Source organism: Halorubrum miltondacostae (assembly GCF_041379815.1).
In the GTDB taxonomy this organism is placed as follows: domain Archaea; phylum Halobacteriota; class Halobacteria; order Halobacteriales; family Haloferacaceae; genus Halorubrum; species Halorubrum miltondacostae.
Genome location: NZ_JBEDNY010000003.1, coordinates 61041 through 79963, shown reverse-complemented (window position 1 = coordinate 79963; position 18923 = coordinate 61041). Strand labels below are relative to the sequence as shown.

The following is an 18923-nucleotide window of genomic DNA, read 5'->3' as shown; positions in this document are numbered from 1 at the left end:
ACCGCAACCGACCCGACCAGCTCACTCGCCGTCCGTGTCGACCGCGAACGGGCTCTCTCCCTCGCGCCAGTCCCACCCTGGGAGTCGCGTCTGAAACCCCGCGGCGAGCGCGGCGTCGAGGTCGTCCGCGCCGGCGGTGCCGGCGCCGGCCCGGTCCGCGTCGGCCGTGGCATCCCGGTCCACGTAGAGGTCCGCGACGTGGAACGTCGCCTGTGCGAGCAGCGAGAGCGGGCGGCCGCCGGCGACCGTCGCCGCCAGCTCCCGGCCGAGCACCTCGTCGACGACGAACCCGGGATAGTCGCCGACCACGTCGAGGTCGCGCAGGAGCGCGACGCAGGCCGCGACGTTGACGGCGACCTCACCGTCCGCGAACACCGCGTCGACCTCGCGGCGGTACGCCTCGGGCGACACCGCGTCCACCTCCGTCCCGAAGAGCCGTCCGAGCCGGTCGCGGGTGTCGTTGAGGATCGGGACCACCACGTCGGCGCGGTCGCGAACCCAGGCGTGTTCGTCGCTGACGGTCGACGGCGTGACGCGCATGGAACGAATTCGGCCGCCGTCCGCTTGCCCTTTGCGAAGGCTTTTATAACGGCGGGGCAGTAGCGTGATCCAAGCGGGTTTTCGCTGGCTGTTCCCGCACGGAACACTACGGACAGTACTTCCACTATGCCTACCCCGTCACGGTCGACCGATCGCGGCGAGTCGCCGCGCGGCGCGCGACTCGACGACGGCGGCCCCGACGACCCGCAGTGAGATATGAGTCAAGTCGATAAGCAACTCGATACGTTGAAATCCGAGATCGAACAGGAGATTCCGAACGACATCACGGTCACCGATGTCAAATACGAGGGCCCGGAGCTGGTCGTGTACACGCGCGACCCCAAGCGGTTCGCCGGCGACGGCGACCTGATCCGACGGCTCGCCTCGAAGCTCCGGAAGCGGATCACGGTCCGCCCCGACCCGAGCGCCCTCTCGCCGCCCGCGAGGGCGGAAGAGCAGGTGCGCGAGGTGATCCCCGACGAGGCCGGCGTCACCGACCTCGACTTCCACGAAGACACCGGTGAGGTCGTCATCGAGGCCGAGAAGCCCGGTATGGTGATCGGTCGGCGCGGCTCGACGCTCCGCGAGATCACTCAGGAGGTCGGGTGGACCCCCGAGGTCGTCCGGACGCCGCCGATCGAGTCGTCCACCGTCTCGAACGTCCGCGGCTTCCTAAAGAACGAGCGCGAGGAGCGCCGCGACATTCTCGAGCGCGTCGGCCGCCAGATCCACCGCGAAGAGATGTCCGACGACGAGTGGGTCCGGATCACGACGCTCGGCTGCTGCCGCGAGGTCGGCCGCGCGGCCTTCATCCTCTCGACGCCCGAGACGCGGATCCTCATCGACTGCGGCGACAAGCCCGGCGCTGAGGGCGAAGTGCCGTACCTCCAAGTGCCCGAGGCGCTCGGCGCGGGCGCGGCGACGCTCGACGCGGTCATCCTCACCCACGCCCACCTCGACCACTCGGCGCTGGTGCCGCTCCTGTTCAAGTACGGGTACGACGGCCCCATCTACACGACGGAGCCGACCCGCGACCTGATGGGCCTGCTCACCCTCGACTACCTCGATGTCGCCGCGAAGGACGGCCGGACGCCCCCGTACGAGTCCGCGCAGGTCCGCGACGCGATCAAACACACCATTCCGCTGGAGTACGGCGACGTGACCGACGTCGCCCCCGACGTGAAGCTCACGTTCCACAACGCGGGCCACATTCTGGGGAGCGCCGTCACCCACTTCCACATCGGCGACGGCCTCTACAACGTCGCGTTCTCGGGCGACATCCACTACGAGGACACCCGCCTGTTCAACGGCGCCGTCAACGACTTCCCGCGCGTGGAGACGCTCGTGTTGGAGTCCACCTACGGCGGCCGCAACGACTACCAGACCGACCAGGAGGACTCCGAGGAGGCGCTGAAGGAGGTCATCAACGAGACGTACGAACAGGGCGGGAAAGTCGTCATCCCCGCCTTCGCCGTTGGGCGCTCTCAGGAGATCATGCTCGTCTTGGAGGAGGCGATGCGCGAGGGCGAGATTCCGGAGATGCCCGTCCACCTCGACGGGATGATCTGGGAGGCGACCGCGATCCACACGACGTACCCTGAGTACCTCCGCGACGACCTCCGCGACCGCATCTTCCACGAGGACGAGAACCCGTTCCTCGCCGACCAGTTCAACCACATCGATGCCGGCGAGGACGAGCGGCAGGAGGTCGCCGACGGCGACGAGTGTATCGTCATCTCCACCTCGGGGATGATCGAGGGCGGCCCGATCATGTCGTGGCTCCGCCACATCGGTCCCGACTCGGACTCGAACCTCGTCTTCGTCGGCTACCAGGCGCAGGGGACGCTCGGGCGCCGGATCCAGAACGGCTGGGACGAGATCCCGGTCGACGGCTGGGGCGGCGGCAGCCGCGGCGACACGCTCACGCTGGAGATGGGGGTCGAGGTCGTCGACGGCTTCTCGGGCCACGCCGACCGGCAGGGGTTGGAGAACTTCGTGAAGACGATGAATCCGCGCCCGGAGAAGGTGCTCTGCGTCCACGGCGACGAGAGCTCGGTCCAGGACCTCTCGTCGTCGCTGTACCACGACTACAACATGCGGACGTTCGCGCCGAAGAACCTGGAGACGTTCCGGTTCAAGTAGGCTCCGCGGGCCGATTCGCGGCCGAGCGGGCTGTCGGGTCGTTTTTGATATCGTCAGACGCCGGCGAGCGAACGCGCCGCGCTCAGTCGTCTCGCCGCTTTGCGGCGGGGGCCTCGTCGGACGGCTCCGAGGAGGTCGACGGGTCCGACGGGTCCGACTCGCGACTCAGGTACGTCGCCAGCGCGCCGGTCCGGGAGGTCCGCGAGCGCGCGTAGATTAGGTACCACGCGAGGCTCCCGACGCTGATACCGACCGCGCCGAGGATCGAGAGGAGCCCCATCTGGACGATCAGCACGACGCCGCCGATCACGCCGAGGACTTGGACCACCGGATAGCCGGGCGAGCGGAAGTCTGGGTCGTAGAAGTCGACGTCGACCTCCCGGAAGACGATCACGGAGAGGTTCTCCAGCGAGAAGACGAGGATGAGGAAGGCGCTCGCGAGTTTCGCCAGGTCGACGACCGGGACGAACGCGATGAGCGCCAAGAGCAGCGCGCCGGTGACGAGCACCGCGGTCACCGGCGTCAGGAACCGGGGGTTGATCCGGCCGACCCGCTCCGGCAGGAGCGAGTCGCGGCTCATCGCGAGCAGGAACCGAGAGGTCCCCAGCACGCCCGCGTTCGCCATGCTCGTGAGCGCGAGGACGGCGGTGACGGCGACGACGGTGACGCCCGCGCCGCCGAACACCAACTCCGCGCTGTCGGCCATCGGCGTGAGGGAGGTCCCGCCGCCGGGCCCGCCGCTAACGAGCGTCTCGCCCGGCACGACGCCGACCACGACGGCCACGACGGCGGTGTAGATGATCATCATCACGCCGATGGAAATGAGCATCGCCAGCGGGATGTTCCGGCTCGGTTCGGCGATCTCCTCGGCGACGGACGCGACCTCGCCGATCCCGGCGTAGGAGACGAACACGAAGGCGGTCGCGGTCGCGACGCCGCCGATCCCGTGGGTCGTGAACGGGGCGTACTGCGACGGCTCCACGGGCTGGATCCCGCCGAGGACGTACGCGCCGAGGACGAGGACGACGAGCGAGACGAGCACGCTCTGGACCTGGCCGCTCTTCTCGGTCCCGACGATGTTGAGCAGGATGACGACGACGCCGAGCACGAGCGCGACGGTCTTCACGAGCCCCGCGGGGATGTTCACGAGCAGCAGCAGGTAAGCCCCGAGCCCGACGAGCGCGAACGCGCTCTTGAACACGAGCGAGAACCAGACGCCGATGCCCGCGATCGTCCCGAACAGCGGCCCCATCGCGCGGTCGATGTAGATGTAGGTGCCGCCGTCCTCCGGCATCGCCGTCGCCATCTCGGCCTTCGAGAGCGCGTTCGGGAGAACTATCAGTCCGGCCAACAGGTACGCGAGGACGACCGCCGGGCCGGCCTTCTCGAACCCGACCGCGGGGAGGACGAAGATCCCGCCACCGATCATCGCGCCCATGCTCAGCGTGACAGCCGAATAGAGCCCCAGGTCCCGACTGAGGTCTCCGTCGCTCATTACCTGTCCCTTGTGATACCGACGGTTAACCCTTCGCGATCAGCGAGATTCCGACCGCGAAATCTGTCGGTAGAACGTGACAGACATATTACCTTCCGGGATCGTCGCCGGCCTCGGCGGCCCGGTCGTCGACCTTCCCATCGCGCCGGTCCCGCTCCCGGGCGTCCGGGTCCCGTTCCGCCGGGTCGCCGTGGCCGCCGCCGCCCGGCGTGCGGACGGAGACGGTCGTCCCGGCCGCGACATCGACGGACGTCTTCGCGGGCACGGGCTCGCCGTCGATCAGGTTCTCGCCGAGCGCGCCGTCCTCGCCGCCGTCGAGTCCCCGCGGAGCGATCCGCCGGCGCTCGGTCAAGAGCGAGACCGTCGCGTCCGTCTCGACGGTGACGGTCCGCTCGATCCCCAGTCCGCCGCGGTGACGGCCGTCGCCGCCGCTCGACGGGCGCAGCGCGTACCGCTCGACGCGGAGCGGGTACGCCGTCTCTAGCGCCTCGACCGGCGTGTTGAGCGTGTTCGTCATGCCGACTTGGACGCCGTCCATCCCGTCTTTGGTCGGTCGCCCGCCGAACCCGCCGGCGATCGTCTCGTAGTAGGTGAAGCCGCCCGCCCGGTCGCCGACGATCAGGTTGTTCATGGTCCCCTGCCCGCCCGCGGGGACGACGTCCGGCACCGCCTCGGCGAGCGCGGCCAGCGTCACGTCCGTCACGCGCTGGCTCGTCTCGACGTTCCCGCCGACGACAGCGGCCGGCGGGCGTGGGTCGAGCAGCGACCCCTCCGGTGCGGAGATGGAGACCGGCTCGTAACAGCCGTGGTTCGGGGGGATCTCCGGGTCGGTGACTGCGCGGACGACGAAGTACACCGCGCTCTTCGCCACCGAGAACGGCGCGTTCAGGTTGCCGTCCACCTGGTCGGCCGTGCCGGCGAAGTCGACGTCGAGCGTCCCCCCGTCGACGGTGACCGCGACCTCGATCGGGATCGCCGCGTCCGTCACCCCGTCGCCTTCGAGGACGTCTCGCGCCCGGTACGTCCCGTCCGGGAGGTCTCGGATCTCGGTCTCGACGCGCTCGCGGGAGTAGTCCACGACGGCGTCGAAGGCGTCGATGAGCGTCGCGCCGTGCTCGTCAAGCAGTTCGCCGAACCGCTGCTCGGCGCGGTCGTTCGCGGCGCGCTGCGCGCGGAGGTCAGCCTCGCGCTCGCCCGGCGTGCGGACGTTGGCGAGCAGCAGGTCGCGGACGGCCTCGTTCGGTTCGCCGCCCTCGACGAGCCGGACCGCCGGGAGTCGGAGCCCCTCCTCGAAGATCTCCCGGGCCCCCGGCGGCATGCTCCCGGGCGCGCTCCCGCCGACGTCCGCGTGGTGCGCGCGCGACACCGCGAAGCCGACGATCTCGCCGTCGGGCGCGATCGGCGACACGAGCGTCACGTCCGGGAGATGCGTCCCCCCGGCGAACGGGTCGTTGACGACGAACACGTCGCCGGGGCTCGGGTCCTTCTCTAGGACGACCGCGACCGCGTCCGGCATCGCGCCGAGGTGGACCGGGATGTGCTCGGCCTGCGCGATCATGCGGCCCTCGGCGTCGAACAGCGCCGTCGAGCAGTCCTGGCGCTCCTTGATGTTCGGCGAGTACGCGCCCCGGATCAGGACGTGGCCCATCTCGGCCGCGACGCTCTCCAGCTGGTTGCGGAGGATCTCCAGCGTGACCGGATCGACGTCCGGGTCGCTCACGCGTCGCTCACCTCCGCGATCAGCGCGCCGTCGCGGCGCAGCCGGACGCTCCAGCCGGGCGGGACGACCGCCGTGCTCTCCGCGCCCTCGACCACGACCGGTCCCTCGACGCGCTCGTCCGCCGGGAAGCGCTCTCGGTCGTACACCGGCGTCTCGTGGGAGCCGCCGGGGAAGACCGCCTCGCGGGTGGTTCGTGGGGCGGCCGCTCCGGTCCCTGCGGACTCGATCGCCGGCGCGCTCCGCGGCACCGTCGCCGTCGCGCGGCAGTTCACCAGCTCGACCGGCTCGTCAGCGCGGTAGCCGTACGCCGACTCGTGCGCCGCCGCGAACCGCTCGGCGGCCGCGTCGGGGTCGAACGGCCGGTCGACGTCGACGGTGAGCTCAAAGCTCTGTCCCGCGTACCGGAGGTCCGCGGCGTGCTCGATTCGGGCCGCGTCCGGGTCGCTGACCTCGTCGAGCAGGTCGTCGCTCAGTTCCTCGTAGAGCCCGTCGACCGCTCCCGCGTCGACCTCGGCGAGCGGCCCCTGCCGGGTCCGCACCGCGTCGCGCGTCTCGTCGGCCGCGAGCAGCCCGTACGCGGAGAGGACGCCGGACGCGTGCGGGACGACGACGCGGTCGACGTCGAGCCCGTCGCCGATTGAGACCGCGTGCATCGGGCCGGCGCCGCCGAACGCGACGAGCCCGAACTCCCGGGGGTCGTGGCCGCGCTCGACGGTGACGGAGCGGATGGCGCGGGTCATGTCGGCGTTCGCGACGCGGTGGACGCCGAGCGCGGCCGCGACGGGACCTTCCATGCCCGCCTCGTCGGCGAGGTCCGCGAGGGCGTCGCGGGCGGCCGTCGCGTCGAGCGACAGGTCCCCGCCAAGGCTGGTGTCCGCGCCGACGTACCCCAGCACGAGATTCGCGTCGGTGACGGTCGGCTCCGTGCCGCCCTTGCCGTAACAGGCGGGACCGGGCTCCGCGCCGGCCGACCGCGGACCGATGCGGAGCGCGCCGCCGGAGTCGACCCACGCGATCGACCCGCCGCCGGCGCCGACGGTCTCGACGTCGACCATCGGCGTGCCGATCGGGCGGTCGGCGATCGCCGACTCCGTCGTGCGCTCGACCTCGCCGTCCCGGACGAGGCTCACGTCGCTGGAGGTGCCGCCCATGTCGAAGGTGATCAGCCCGTCACGGTCGGCGGCCGACGCCGTCGCACTCGCGCCAACGACGCCCGCCGCGGGGCCCGAGAGGACGGTCGTCACGGCGTTCCGCCGCACCGTGTCGGCGTCGGTGACGCCCCCGTTCGCCTGCATGATCTGCGGCTGCGGGAGCCCCATGTCGCGGGCCCGCTCGGTGAGGCGGCCGACGTAGCCGTCGATCGCCGGCCGCACGTACGCGTCGACCGCCGTCGTCGAGGTCCGCTCGTACTCGCGGAACTCGGGGAGCACTTCGTGAGAGGCCGACACCGGGACGTCGAGCGCCGCGCGCAGCGCCTCGGCGACCCGCTCCTCGTTCTCTGGGTGCGCGTACGCGTGGAGGAGGCAGACCGCCACTGACTCGACATCGGCGTCGCGGAGGGCGGCGACGAGCGACTCGATCTCGGCGTCGTCGACGGGCCGTTCGACCCCGTCGGGGGTCGTCCGCTCGGCCACTTCGAACCGACGGCGGCGAGGGACGAGCGGCGCCGGCTTCTCGGCGTCGAGGTCGTACAGCGACGGCCGGGTCTGCCGGCCGATCTCCAGCACGTCCCGGAACCCCTCCGTCGTCACGAGCGCGGTTCGCGCGCCGTCGCCCTCCAGCAGCGCGTTGACGGAGACGGTCATCGCGTGGGAGAACTCGCGCACGCTCCCGGGGTCGATCCCCGCCGCCTCACAGGCCTTCTCGATGCCGGCCGCGACCCCCTCGCTCTGGTCGTCGGTGCTCGGCACCTTCGCGGTGACGAGGTCGCCGTCGAGCGAGAGCGCCACGTCGGTGAACGTTCCCCCGACGTCGACGCCGATCGCCCGCCCGGTCGCTTCCCCGTCCATCTACGACACCCCCGCGGCGCCCCGGGGGTCCCGGACGCCGAACGGCGCGGTGTCTCGCTCGCGTAGCATGGAAAACCCTCGTTGCCGGACGCCCTTAAGAGCGCCCCGTTCCGCGGTTCGCCCGTGTACACGTCCTCGGCGGCCACGGCAGCGCGCCGCTGCTCTTACTCGGCGCGGTCGGGTTCGTCGTCTGGGTCGAGCGGTACAGTGATCGGCTCGGCTTCGAGGCGGTGCCGATGGTCGACAACCGCTACGACGACCGGCTCGCGGCGGCCGACGGGGCGCTGCTGTTCGGCGGCACCGCGCTCCTCGTGGAGGCGGACGTCGCCGCCGACCCGTCCGGCACGACGCTTGCCGGCGGAGCCTCGGGGTTCGCGCTCGCGGGGCTGGCGCTGGCGACGCTCGGTGTCGCGACGTTCTCGGCGAACGTGATTCTCGTGGTCCGTCGGCACAGTCGCGGCACGCTGACCCGCGTCGCACTCTGGCGGTTCGCGCCGCGACCCTCAGCCGAGGACGGAGACGCGAGCGGCTCGGACGACACGCGCGACGCGCGGAGTGACGGCACGAGCGACGACGGAGCGGAGCGCGGTCGAGGCGAGGACCGTGGGGAGGCGAGCGCTTAAGCGACGCCGCCACGACCGGTCCGCATGCGCATCGCGCTCATCGCCCACGACGAACTCAAAGACGAGATGGTCGCGTTCGTGGAGGCACACACCGACGTCCTCGGCGAGTGCGAACTCGTGACCACCGGAACGACGGGGAAACGCATCGCCGAGGCGACTGGTCTGTCGGTGAACCGCCAGGCCTCGGGGCCGTACGGCGGCGACCTCCAGATCGGCGGGCTGATCGCGGACGACCGCATCGACGGGGTCGTCTTCCTCCGCGACCCGCTGACCGCGCAGGCCCACGAGCCAGACATCTCGGCGCTGCTCCGGGTCTGCGACGTGAAGGACGTGCCGCTGGCGACGAACGTCGCGTCGGCGGAGCTGCTCGTCGAGGGATTGCTCGGTGGCGATTCTCTCGACTGATACCGCTACCCGCGATGATTTAACCCGGCCGCGCGAAGACGCAGGTAATGACGCGCTCGCAACCGACTCGGGTCCGCGCCCTCGCCCTCTCGCTGCTGCTCGTCCTCGCGAGCGTCGGCGTCGGCGCTGGCGCGGTCGCGGGGCAGCCCGCGACGCCGGACGCGGCGACTCACGCGTCGGACACGGCGAGCGACGCTTCCGTTTTGGGGGCCGCGGTCGGCTCCGAACTCGTCGGTCCCGAAGCCTTCGACCGCGATACCGCCGGTCCCGCGACCGTCGGCCCCGGCGTCGACACGAACGGGAGCGAGGTCGCGCCGATCACCCGGTGTTTCAGCGGGAGCGGCTACCCCATCTCGATCGGCGGCGACACGGGCGGCGCGACGATGGAGACGGTGGTCCACCTCTCCGTGCTGACCGACCCCCGAGCGGGCAACGAGTTCGGGCTCGAGACCGCGGGCCGGCTCGACGGCGAGTCGATCGTGACGCTCGCAGCCGGGGTCAGGCTGACCGGCCGGGAGGCGATCGCGGACGGCTTCGACCCGTTCGCGGCGTTCGACGTGCTGTACACCTACGAGCTACAGCTCCCGATGTTCGCCGGCGCCGTCAGCGACGCCGACTACGAGGACGACGGGTCGCCGATCGGGTCGAGCGCCGGCGCGGTCGACTGCTGACCGCTCACTCCGGCCGCTCGCCGGCGGCCGAGTCCGCCGGCCTGACGCCGCGTATCAGCGCCAACACCGCCTGTCTTGTCGCCTCGAAGCCGTCGTCCGTCGGGTAGGCGCCGCCCGCGAGGAGGTACTCGTCGGCCGCCCACACCGCGAGCAGCGCCTCAACCGGAACCGATTCGCCGTCGACGGCGCAGCGTCCGTGGAACACCCAGAGCGTCGCGCGAGACGCGCTTGGGTCGTCGATGTCGAGGGCACGGTCGTCGCGGCGTTCGAGGTCGACGATGTCCCGCTCGGCGAGGCGCTCGCGGAACCCCTCGCGGGCCCGCGACTCGACGAGTCGGGTGAGCGCCGGGTTCGGGCCGGTGTCGGGCGAGATCCGCAGCCGGCTCGCGAAGAAGAAGGGGCGCGGCGGCGGGGTCTCGCGCTCGTAGCGTGTCGTGCCGGCCGTGACCGAGACCGGCCCCGCGTCGAACGGGCGCTCGGTCGCTTCCGCGACGAGCGTCCACCCATCGAGGTCGCCGGCGACGGTCGGTGGCTCCATAGAACCGCATCTCTCCGGACGGGAATAAAACGGACGGGCGGCGGGAAGGGGCTCGGCGCGGCGGAGCCGGTCAGTGGTCGTCTTCGCGCCACTTGTGCTCGCACTCGGTACAGACGAAGAACCGGGTCTCCGACTCATCGGCCGAGCGGATCTGCTGCATGTACCAGTACGCGCGGTCGTTGTCACAGTTCGGGCACTGGGCGGTCGTCGTCGGGAGCCCCTTGTCCTCGGCGTCGCTCACGTCGACGACCTCGGACTCGACCTGCGACTGGGTGGTCCACTCGCTGTCGTCCGACTCACGCCCGATCTCGTTGCCGCAGGAGTCGCACACCCAGTGGTCCTCGCCCGCGCCGGATTTCATCATGGATCCGCACTCGTCGCAGAACTTCATGCCCGAACCAACCGCGGATCGCATATAAGCGGCGGGATCGCGGGCGAGGGGTCAGAGCGCGCTCCGAACCGCGAGCGACGGCGTCAGTCGGCCTCGGCGTGTTCGGCGAGCGCGAACCGCACGCGCTCCTCGTCGGGGCCTTTCGTCTCCCGACCGGTGACGACGACCTCGCCGATCTCGGCCGTGTCCGCGACGTGCGTCCCGGCGCAGGCGGTCCGGTCGTACGGCTCGTCGTCCGGGTCCATGCCGGCGATCTCGACGATCCGCAGTTCCTCGATCGAGTCGGGGAGCAGGTCGATCCGGGTGCGGTCGGTGTCGAGCGTCGCCTCCGCGGTCTCCCGGTCCATCGTGTAGCTCGACACCGACCGCCCGTCGGCGACGAGCTCGTTGAGCCGCGCCTCGATCCGGTCGAGGTCGTCGTCGGTAAACCGGTCGTAGGCCGCGTCGAGTCGCGCGCGGTCGCGGTAGAGCTGGTTGCCGGTCGTCTGCGCGTCGAACTCGTCGAGCAGCAGCGCGGACAGTAGGTGCTGGGCGGTGTGGTACCGCGAGTGCGCCGCGCGGCGGTCGACATCGATCTCGCAGACGACCTCGGTCCCCGGCTCCGGGAGCGCGGGCGGGTCGCCCGCGTCTCCCGCATCCTCGGTTTCGTCGACCGGTTCGACCTCGTGGTGGACCGTGTCCGCCATCTCGACGTCGACGACGCGCCACCGGGCGTCGCCGTCGGCCGCGCGGACCGCTCCGGTGTCATGCGGCTGGCCCCCGCCGGTCGGGTAGAAGTGCGTGCGATCGAGGACGAGCCGGTCTGGGTCGGAGAGGACGCGCTCGACGGTGGCCTCGAAGGTCGTCACCGCGTCGTCGGTGAGGTAGAGTCGCTCGGTCACGCCCGTGAGAAGGTGCGGCGCGGGAATATATCCACGGCTTCCCGCGGTCGCCGCCGAGCCGTTCCGAGCCGGTCAGGCCGCGTCCGGGGCTATCGCGACTGATAGACGGGTCTCCACGTTTATCAGCGGCCCCGCGCTACGTGCGCGTATGAACGACGGTGAGCGCGGAGTGCCGACCGAGCGCGCGCAGAGCGAGGTGCTCGGCACGGTGCTGCTGTTGGGGCTCACCGTCGCCGTCGTCGGCACCACGGTCGCGCTCGGCGGAGCGGCGCTCGACGACTCCCAGCGGACGGCCGACCTCCAACGCGTCGAGGGGGCGATGACCCAGGTGGACTCGAAGGCCAGCCTCGTCGCGCACGGCGGGTCACCCTCGCAACGGGTCACCCTGGGGACCGGGGGCGGCGGAGACCTCTCGGTCGATCACGACGCCGGACGGATGGTGATCGCCGAAAACGAAACCGGCGACGAGATCGTCAACGCGAGCCTTGGGGCGCTCGTGTACCAACGGGACGGAACGCGGATCGCCTATCAGGGTGGCGGCGTGTGGCGACGGGACGGGGACCGGACCCGGATGGTTTCCGCGCCGGAGTTCCACTACCGCGGCGAGACACTCACCGTGCCGCTGGTGGCGATCTCCGAAAACGCGACCGTCGACGGGGGTCAAGTGGTCCTCACGAGCGACGGATCGCCGGTGGGGCACGTCGCTCAGAACCCGGTGGTCGACGACATCCGGGTGACCGTGACCGGCGACTACCACGAGGGATGGGCCACCTTCTTCGAGAGCCGGACGGACACGCAGGTCGTCAACCGCAGCGACGACTCGGTCAGCGTGCTGCTGCGCTCCGAGCTCGTAGGGACGGGTATCTCGCACTCGATCGGGGCGCTCGGGTCCAGCGAGTTCGATCTCAAGTCCATCGAGTCGCTGACAGCCGATAGCTACGATTCCGCGGGCGCGGGGCCCGGCGAGAGTCGAGAAAACGCGGTCATCGCTGCGGGCGGTGAGATAGACTCCCCGCGAGGTGGCGGTCCCGACTACGTGAGGATCAAAGGTGACCTCCGAGCCCGGTACGAGATCCACCCGAACCCGAACGGGCTCGAAAACGGGAACCACCCGATCGAGGTCACCGGGAACATCACGCAGCGGGCGACGCTCACCGACCCGGAACCGGTCGACGGATACCTCGTCAAGGCCTTCGACAAGTACGACGCCCGCTACGGCAACGCTACGGCGACGACCTACGCGTCGTGGAGCGACCTCGGCGACGACACCCCGATCGCCAGCCGCTCCAACGTCGAAGACGGACTCGACGTCTCCGGCGGCAGCGAGACGTATCGCGTCGAAGACGCCGAGGTTACCACCGCGGGAGACGGTGGGCTGTCGGTCGACGGGGGGACCGTTACCCTCGAGGCGGGCGGTGATCACGCCGGGTTCCGGTTCGACAGCGCCGACCTGTCCGGCGGCGAACTGGTGCTCGACGTCACGGACGGCGACTTGGACCTCCGGGTCGACGACGACTTCGCGATGAGCGGGAGCGGCTCGAATCCCGCAGAGCTCACCGTCGTCGGGGACGGAAACGTCAGGATCTACGCGAGCGACGACCTCTCGATCGAGGACCACTCCGAGGTGACCGTAGACGAGAACGCGGAACTGCGTCTGTTCCACGACGACCGCGACGGGGACATCCAGATCGGCGGGAGCGACGACGGGGAAGGCGTGACCGTCTCGACCGGACCGAACGCCCCCGCCAGCTCGTTCTGGCTGTTCTCGAGCGCGGACGACTTGGAGTTCCACGGCGACGACGTGCCGGTCAACATGACCGGCGTCGTGTACGCGCCGAACGCGATCATCGAGGACGCCGAGGGCGACATCACGCTCCGGGGCGCGCTTACCGTCGACGGGTTCAATGACGTCGACGACGCTCGGTTCACGGTGCGATACGATGAGGCGCTCGCAACCGCCGAGGTGTTCGACGAGGTCGACGAGGTCCCGACGATCAACTACCTCCACGTCTCGACGCAGGAGATCCAAATCGAAAGCGACTGACTCGGTGAGGCACCGCCCCGCTAAGCGGATACCGGCGCACTCAGTCAGTGAGTTTGGTCCCGACCAGCGTCCGGTGGACCACGATAGGTTCGTTCGGGGCAGCGGTCACGTTGACTTTCAACAGGTCGTCTTGAGCGTCGTTGATATCAGTGATTCGTCCGGCCCCGTCGCCGTTTTGGAGATCTCTGAAGTACCTTTCCCAAGCGTCGGCAGTCGAGCCCCGGACTTGGATCGTGACGTTTTCATTCACTTCCGTCGCGGTGCGACCACCGCGGTCGGTCCGAACGAGGACCGTTCGGTCGCCGCCGACGCTCTCGGTTGCTCCCTGACCGATAGCGACGAGTCCGATCAGCGCCGTCTCGCCGAACATGATGTCCGGTTCCCGGAGCATGACGCTGCCCCCGCCGTCGCTACGGATCACCGCGCCGTGTTCGTACCGGATCTCCGTGTCGCCGGTTCCATGGTACACGATTGCTGTCGACGAAACGGCGAGCGACTCGTTGGGCCCGTTGGTCTGATCATATATTTGTATATTCGAGTCGGTCGCGAACGCCAGTCTCCCGCCACCGAGCCGGATCTCCGTCGCCCGGCTCGGCACGCCGTTGCGGCTGATGTCGTTGAGGTTGTCGTGGAGCACGTCGAACGCGCGCTCGACGTTGTTGTCCCGCTCCGCGAGCTGGGCGTCTTCGAGACCGCCGAGGCCGACGGTGAACGTCACGGCGATGGTGGACGTGATGAGCGCGAACACCAGCACGAAGCCGACCGTCTCGCTGACGCCGCGGTCTGCCGCCCAGAAGCCGCCGTCGGAGTCGAGCCACGTCATCGGTCGTCCACCACCACTTGGCCGTCGGACCCGGCGTACGGGTCCCACCAGATCCGGAGGTCGCCGCCGTCGACGGTCGCGTTCGCGACCGTGACGTTCTCGCTCGTGCGGAACGGGACCTCGACGCTCGCGTCGGTCGCGTCGCTCGTCAAGGCGATCGTCCCCGCCGTGTCGTTCGCGGTGACGCGTATCCGATACCCGCTCCCGGACACCCGGTCCGGGAGCGTCAGGGAGCGGTTGACCGTGAGGTCGTCCGGCGAGGACGCGCTCGACGCCACCCGGTCGACCGTGCCGAGGTCGGCCGCGATCCGCTCGCCGACCACCGTGAGTTCCCCGTGGGCCGCGCGCTCGCGTTCCGTCTCGACGAACGACCCGCCGGCGACGAACAGCCCCGAGAGGAGCATCGTCGATATCGCGAGCGTCATCACGTAGCCGACGGTGACCGACACGGCGCGGTCCGTCCCGCCGGGGCCGTCACGCATCGCGCTCACCCGGCGCGAGCCGGACCACGTCGCCGTACGTCAACTCGGGCGTCCGGTGGCGGATCTCGACGTCGACGCCGTAGACGGCGTCGACGACGTACGGTCGCGAGGTGCTGCTGAGCGGGGAGCTCCCGTCGCGGCCGTCGACCACGAGGCTGTACGTTCCGCGCGCCTCGCTACCGTTCTTGTACCGGATCTCGAACGGAGCGGTCCCGTTCTCGTTCTGGACGCCCTCGGCCCACACGAGCGCGTCGAACGGCTCGCCGTTGACCGTCCCGCCGGTGAGATCCACGGTGTGGTTCCCGTCCTGCCGCGGTTCGAACGTCTCGGAGACCGTCGTCGTCCCGTTGTCGACCGTGACGTTGAGATCCCCGCCGGAGTCGACCAGCGTCACCGACCACGTCTCGTTGGTCCCGCCCGCGGTGCTGTCGGCGACGACGGTGAACGGGCTCCCGGTGGGCCCCGCCAGCGAGGCGTTATCGACGGTGAGCCGGAAGTTCCGCGTTCGGTTGGCGTCGCTCGCGACGGTCCAGTCGGCCGTCCCGTTGGGGTCCGTCAGCTCGCGGAATCCGCTCGCGGTCTCGTTCTGAGCGATGAAATAGCCGCACTCGGCTTCGGAGCCTCTCACGCGCAGGTCGGTCACCGTCGCATCGCGCGCCCGGAAGTCGGCGACAGTCCGGTCGTAGGCGCGTGCGCTCGAATTGAACGACCCGAATATCTGCGTCCCGTCGCAGTCGGAGACGTTGGTCAGGCTGCTCGCGTTCCGGTGTTCGCGCTCCAAGATTCCGGCGAGGTCGTCGACGGTGTCGTCGCGGAACTCGATCGCCTCCGCACCGCCCGCGTCGGCGCCGCGAGTCGCGAGGTTCTCCGTGTAGATGACGGTGTTCAACAGGAGGACGACGGCGACAAGGAGGACCGCGAGGGTCAGTCCCGTGATCAGGATGATCTGCGCGCGGTCCTCGTCGGCGTCGCGCCGCAGGAGGTCACTCACATCTGCCATGCGGTGATGCGCACCTCCACGACCGTGTACAGTACCTCCGGGTGGTCCGCGTCGACCGGCGGCGCGTAGAACGACGCGGAGCCGTTCTCCGCGAGGGTGTATTCGTCGTTCGCGCCGAACCGGTCGTCGCCGTACAGCGCGACCCGCGCGCTCGCGGTGGCCGCGTTGTCGCTCGGGGACCCCATGTCGACCATCGAGACGCGACCGGTGCTGTTCCCGCCGTCTCTCGGGAAGGACACGTCGATATCGAAGGCGATCTGCCGGTCGCCGAACGCCTCCTGTAACGGCGCGTGGAGCGGATGGGAGGCGTTCGGGACCGACGCGTAGGTCCCGTCGTCGCCCGCACCGACGAACCCGTCCCCGTCGTGGTACAACAGCGCGGCGGACAGGTTTCCGCTGTCGCCACCCGTCGCTAGGACGTCCTGCGCCGCGATGGCGGCCTGGTTCTCGACGTGCTGGTTGGACGTGCTCGCGGACAGGGGCGTCACCGCGGTCGCCTGCGTCGCGAAGATGAGGCCGGTGACCAACAGTAACGCGGCCGTGAAGGCCTCCAGCGTGTGCGCCTGCCCCCGGTCGTCGGGGAGGTGTTCGACGAACATCTCACCACACCCGCAGGGTCAGACGGTAGGTGTCCGGCGCCGTTCTGTCCTCGGGGTCGTCGATGGTGACGATGCGACTCGCGGCCGCGACGCTCCGGTCGCGCGGCGGTGCGGGTCCGGCCCGCATGGTGGCGTTGTGTCCGCCCGAGTCGAGCTCCCCGACGGTTCCGTTCCACGTGACGGTGACGTTGAGCCCGCGGGTGTCGTCGACCCCGAGTTCCGCGTGGAGGTCTTCCGCGTTCGCCCTCCAGATGCAGTCGGACTCGTCGCTCGCCGTCTCCGAGTCGGTGCCGTTAAAGAACGCGAACGTACAGGCGTGCGAGAGCGTCGCGGCCGATCCGCTCCCGGCGAGCGACGACTCGGCGAGCCGGGCGGCGCCGCGTTCGGCGACGATGACGGTCGCGCCCTCGCCGACCGCGTACGGCTCCAGAAGCGACGGGACGAACGCGAACGTGAACCCGACCGTGACGAGGAACACCGACATCCCGACGACGAAGTCGAGGACCGTCTGCCCGCGGTCAGCCGACATAGATCCACACCCCCAGCGCCAGCGTCATGAGGATCACGGCGTACTTGACGCCGGAGATCAGCTCCGCGTCGCGGATGTACCCGCTGATGAACCCCGAGAGGATCGCCTGGATCGTCACCGCGTGGAAGAACAGGAGCGAGAGGACCTCAGGGTCGATGCTGCCGCCGCCTCCGAACCCCGCCCCGCCCGCGCCTCCGCCGCCCTCGCTCTGTGCGACCAGGTCGCCCATCACGTCGATGAACTGCGTCTGGAGGATGGCCATCACGCCGAGCAGCGTGACGTACGTCATCACGATGATCGCCACCTGCATCCGGGTGCGGGACTTGCGCTCGCGCTCGATGTCGTCTTGGTTCTCCGAGGCCTGCGCGGCCGTCGTCAGCACGTCCGTGATCTGCGAGGACGCCTCCTGCGCCTCGGTGATCAGCTTCACCGTCCGGGCGAGCCGCGGGACCGCGTAGGAGTTGTTGAACTCGACCAGCGCGTCCCGCAAGCTCATGCCGTAGTTCACCTTCGCATGGATCACCTCGAACTCCTCCGCGAGCTTCCCGGTCGAGGTCGCCGAGACCGTGTTCACGGACTCGAGCAGCGTCTGTCCGGTGTCGTTCGCCGACGAGAGCTTCCGCAGCGTCTCCGACAGCTTCCCGGTCACCGCCCGCCGGGAGCGCTGGTGCCACTCGTAGAAGACGCCGAGCGGGATCATCACGACGTACAGCGGCACGTAGAGCCACACGAACGCCGACCACACAGGCCGTGCGATCCAGCCGTCGACCGTCGTCGGCGCCGAGCCGGACGCGACCGCGATGCCGACGAGCGCGAGCGCCGCGGGGACGCTCAACGCGAGGGTGTACAGCGGGTTCTCGCGGAGGAAGAGGTGCGGCGCGGAGAGGATCTCCATCGTCTTGTGCGTCCCCTCGCGGTCGCGGATGCGGTCGAACACGTCGAAGCTCCCGACGAAGGCCTCCACGAGCCCGAAGTGGAGCAGCCCCTCCCGACTCGTCTGACGAAGCCGCTCGCTGCCGCCGTCGGGCTGGAGGTAGCCGTCGCCCGGGTCGTCCTGTTTGACCGTCGAGACCAACACGAGGAACCCGACGCCCACGAGCGGGATGAGCAGGTACACCGTGAGGTACAGGAGGCGGTCGTCGGCCTCGCCCATCATCCCCATGATGACGAGGATGATGATGAGAAGCAGGGGGAAAAGCGAGAGCGTCATGTACATCTCGCCGAACAGCTCCAGCGTCTCCAGCGTCATCTCGCGCTCCTGTTTCGACGTGCGGAGGTGTTTCTCCTTTTTGTCCTTCAGGAAGCTCTCCATGTCGCCGCCGGAGTTGACGATGGAGAGCATGTCCGCGAGGAACTGTGACAGCTCGTCGGAGGGCGTCTCCATCGACTGCTGACGGATCGCGTTGCGGTAGTCGGTGCCGAAGTACTCCGTCTCGTTGACGATGCTCTGGAACTCGCGGGACACTTCGCCGTACGTGTCCTCGGCGGTCGCCATCGCACGCAGGATCTCGAGTTGGTTCAGCCCGCCGACGGAGAGCGCGTACATGAACGAGACGGAGTCCGCGAGCAGGAGGTTGATCTCCCGTTTCCGCGAGGAGGCCCGCGAGTACGGGACCGTGACGACCCCGCCGAACCCGACCGCGAACCCGATCGAGCCAAAGACGAGCCCGCTGAGCAGCACCGCCGTCGGCACGACGAGCGACCGGAGTAGCGTCTGGATCCCCGGCGTCGGCGCCGGGACTCCGAGCGAGAGCGCCTCCGGGTCGATGAGGCCGAGCGAGAACACGCCGTAGCCGACCAGCGTGCCGAGCGCCCAGAGGGCTCCGCCGACAAGGATGCCGACCGCCAGCCCCAGCGAGACGTACATCTCGACTTGGTCGGGCATCCGTGCCTCCGACAGCTTGCGCTCCACGTCCCCGACGAAGTCCCCGTCCTCGTCGAACACCAGCTCGAACACCGGGTAACACAGCTCCGCGAGGACGTTCGCATCGACGCCGCCGTCGCCCGCGTCCACGTCGAGGCTCACGGCCC

Annotated in this window: 18 protein-coding genes; 5 read left to right on the top strand and 13 right to left on the bottom strand. The window is 69.8% G+C overall.

The window, feature by feature from the left end:
- Window positions 1-21: 21 nt before the first annotated feature.
- Window positions 22-540: a DUF7984 family protein gene (locus ABNG04_RS09420; protein WP_371162098.1), complete on the bottom strand. Its 519-nt coding sequence runs from the start codon at window positions 538-540 to the stop codon at window positions 22-24.
- A gap of 216 nt (window positions 541-756) precedes the next feature.
- Here ABNG04_RS09420 and ABNG04_RS09415 point away from each other — a divergent pair, with 216 nt between their 5' ends.
- Entirely contained in the window at window positions 757-2682 is a 1926-nt protein-coding gene (locus ABNG04_RS09415; RefSeq protein ID WP_371162097.1) for a beta-CASP ribonuclease aCPSF1, read from the top strand.
- 82 nt (window positions 2683-2764) lie between these two features.
- On the opposite strand, the gene ABNG04_RS09410 is transcribed toward ABNG04_RS09415, so the two are convergent.
- The 3 genes from ABNG04_RS09410 to ABNG04_RS09400 form a co-directional block, all read right to left on the bottom strand.
- The gene (locus ABNG04_RS09410; RefSeq protein ID WP_371162096.1) at window positions 2765-4177 is read right to left on the bottom strand and encodes an APC family permease; all 1413 of its coding nucleotides are present in this window, start codon (window positions 4175-4177) and stop codon (window positions 2765-2767) included.
- 88 nt (window positions 4178-4265) lie between these two features.
- Entirely contained in the window at window positions 4266-5897 is a 1632-nt protein-coding gene (locus ABNG04_RS09405; protein ID WP_371162094.1) for a hydantoinase B/oxoprolinase family protein, read from the bottom strand.
- Window positions 5894-7906, bottom strand: coding sequence for a hydantoinase/oxoprolinase family protein (locus ABNG04_RS09400; RefSeq protein ID WP_371162093.1), 2013 nt, complete (start codon window positions 7904-7906; stop codon window positions 5894-5896). Before ABNG04_RS09400 ends, ABNG04_RS09405 begins: the two co-directional genes overlap by 4 nt.
- A 236-nt stretch (window positions 7907-8142) precedes the next feature.
- Here ABNG04_RS09400 and ABNG04_RS09395 point away from each other — a divergent pair, with 236 nt between their 5' ends.
- Genes ABNG04_RS09395 through ABNG04_RS09385 form a run of 3 tightly spaced genes read left to right on the top strand, consistent with a single transcriptional unit; the run spans window position 8143 to window position 9605 of the window.
- Window positions 8143-8529: a hypothetical protein gene (locus ABNG04_RS09395; protein WP_371162091.1), complete on the top strand. Its 387-nt coding sequence runs from the start codon at window positions 8143-8145 to the stop codon at window positions 8527-8529.
- Window positions 8530-8553: 24 nt separating this feature from the next.
- Window positions 8554-8934, top strand: a complete 381-nt coding sequence (locus tag ABNG04_RS09390) for a methylglyoxal synthase (protein ID WP_297887041.1) — start codon at window positions 8554-8556, stop codon at window positions 8932-8934.
- A gap of 47 nt (window positions 8935-8981) precedes the next feature.
- Entirely contained in the window at window positions 8982-9605 is a 624-nt protein-coding gene (locus ABNG04_RS09385) for a DUF7332 family protein (protein WP_371162089.1), read from the top strand.
- Window positions 9606-9609: 4 nt separating this feature from the next.
- Here ABNG04_RS09385 and ABNG04_RS09380 read toward each other — a convergent pair whose 3' ends face one another.
- The 3 genes from ABNG04_RS09380 to ABNG04_RS09370 form a co-directional block, all read right to left on the bottom strand.
- Window positions 9610-10143, bottom strand: a complete 534-nt coding sequence (locus ABNG04_RS09380; protein ID WP_371162087.1) for a DUF6517 family protein — start codon at window positions 10141-10143, stop codon at window positions 9610-9612.
- Between the two features lie 70 nt (window positions 10144-10213).
- Entirely contained in the window at window positions 10214-10534 is a 321-nt protein-coding gene (locus ABNG04_RS09375; RefSeq protein ID WP_297887035.1) for a transcription factor S, read from the bottom strand.
- Between the two features lie 83 nt (window positions 10535-10617).
- On the bottom strand, window positions 10618-11415 hold the full coding sequence (locus ABNG04_RS09370; protein ID WP_371162085.1) for an alanyl-tRNA editing protein: 798 nt from the start codon (window positions 11413-11415) through the stop codon (window positions 10618-10620).
- Window positions 11416-11563: 148 nt separating this feature from the next.
- Between ABNG04_RS09370 and ABNG04_RS09365 the strand changes: the two genes are divergently transcribed.
- Window positions 11564-13459, top strand: coding sequence for a DUF7289 family protein (locus ABNG04_RS09365; RefSeq protein ID WP_371162083.1), 1896 nt, complete (start codon window positions 11564-11566; stop codon window positions 13457-13459).
- Between the two features lie 40 nt (window positions 13460-13499).
- Here the strand turns inward: ABNG04_RS09365 and ABNG04_RS09360 are convergent, their stop codons facing one another.
- Genes ABNG04_RS09360 through ABNG04_RS09335 form a run of 6 tightly spaced genes read right to left on the bottom strand, consistent with a single transcriptional unit; the run spans window position 13500 to window position 18918 of the window.
- Window positions 13500-14282 (bottom strand): DUF7289 family protein, encoded by a 783-nt coding sequence (locus tag ABNG04_RS09360; protein ID WP_371162081.1) that lies wholly within the window; start codon window positions 14280-14282, stop codon window positions 13500-13502.
- Window positions 14279-14764 carry a DUF7266 family protein gene (locus ABNG04_RS09355; RefSeq protein WP_371162079.1) on the bottom strand — a complete coding sequence of 162 codons (486 nt, stop codon included), beginning with the start codon at window positions 14762-14764 and terminating at the stop codon, window positions 14279-14281. The genes ABNG04_RS09360 and ABNG04_RS09355 overlap by 4 nt, the downstream gene beginning before the upstream one ends.
- Window positions 14757-15764, bottom strand: coding sequence for a DUF7261 family protein (locus ABNG04_RS09350; RefSeq protein ID WP_371162078.1), 1008 nt, complete (start codon window positions 15762-15764; stop codon window positions 14757-14759). The genes ABNG04_RS09355 and ABNG04_RS09350 overlap by 8 nt, the downstream gene beginning before the upstream one ends.
- On the bottom strand, window positions 15752-16363 hold the full coding sequence (locus ABNG04_RS09345; protein WP_371162076.1) for a DUF7288 family protein: 612 nt from the start codon (window positions 16361-16363) through the stop codon (window positions 15752-15754). Before ABNG04_RS09345 ends, ABNG04_RS09350 begins: the two co-directional genes overlap by 13 nt.
- Window position 16364: 1 nt before the next feature.
- Window positions 16365-16892, bottom strand: a complete 528-nt coding sequence (locus tag ABNG04_RS09340) for a DUF7287 family protein (RefSeq protein WP_371162075.1) — start codon at window positions 16890-16892, stop codon at window positions 16365-16367.
- On the bottom strand, window positions 16882-18918 hold the full coding sequence (locus tag ABNG04_RS09335) for a type II secretion system F family protein (RefSeq protein ID WP_371162073.1): 2037 nt from the start codon (window positions 18916-18918) through the stop codon (window positions 16882-16884). Before ABNG04_RS09335 ends, ABNG04_RS09340 begins: the two co-directional genes overlap by 11 nt.
- Window positions 18919-18923 lie beyond the last annotated feature (5 nt).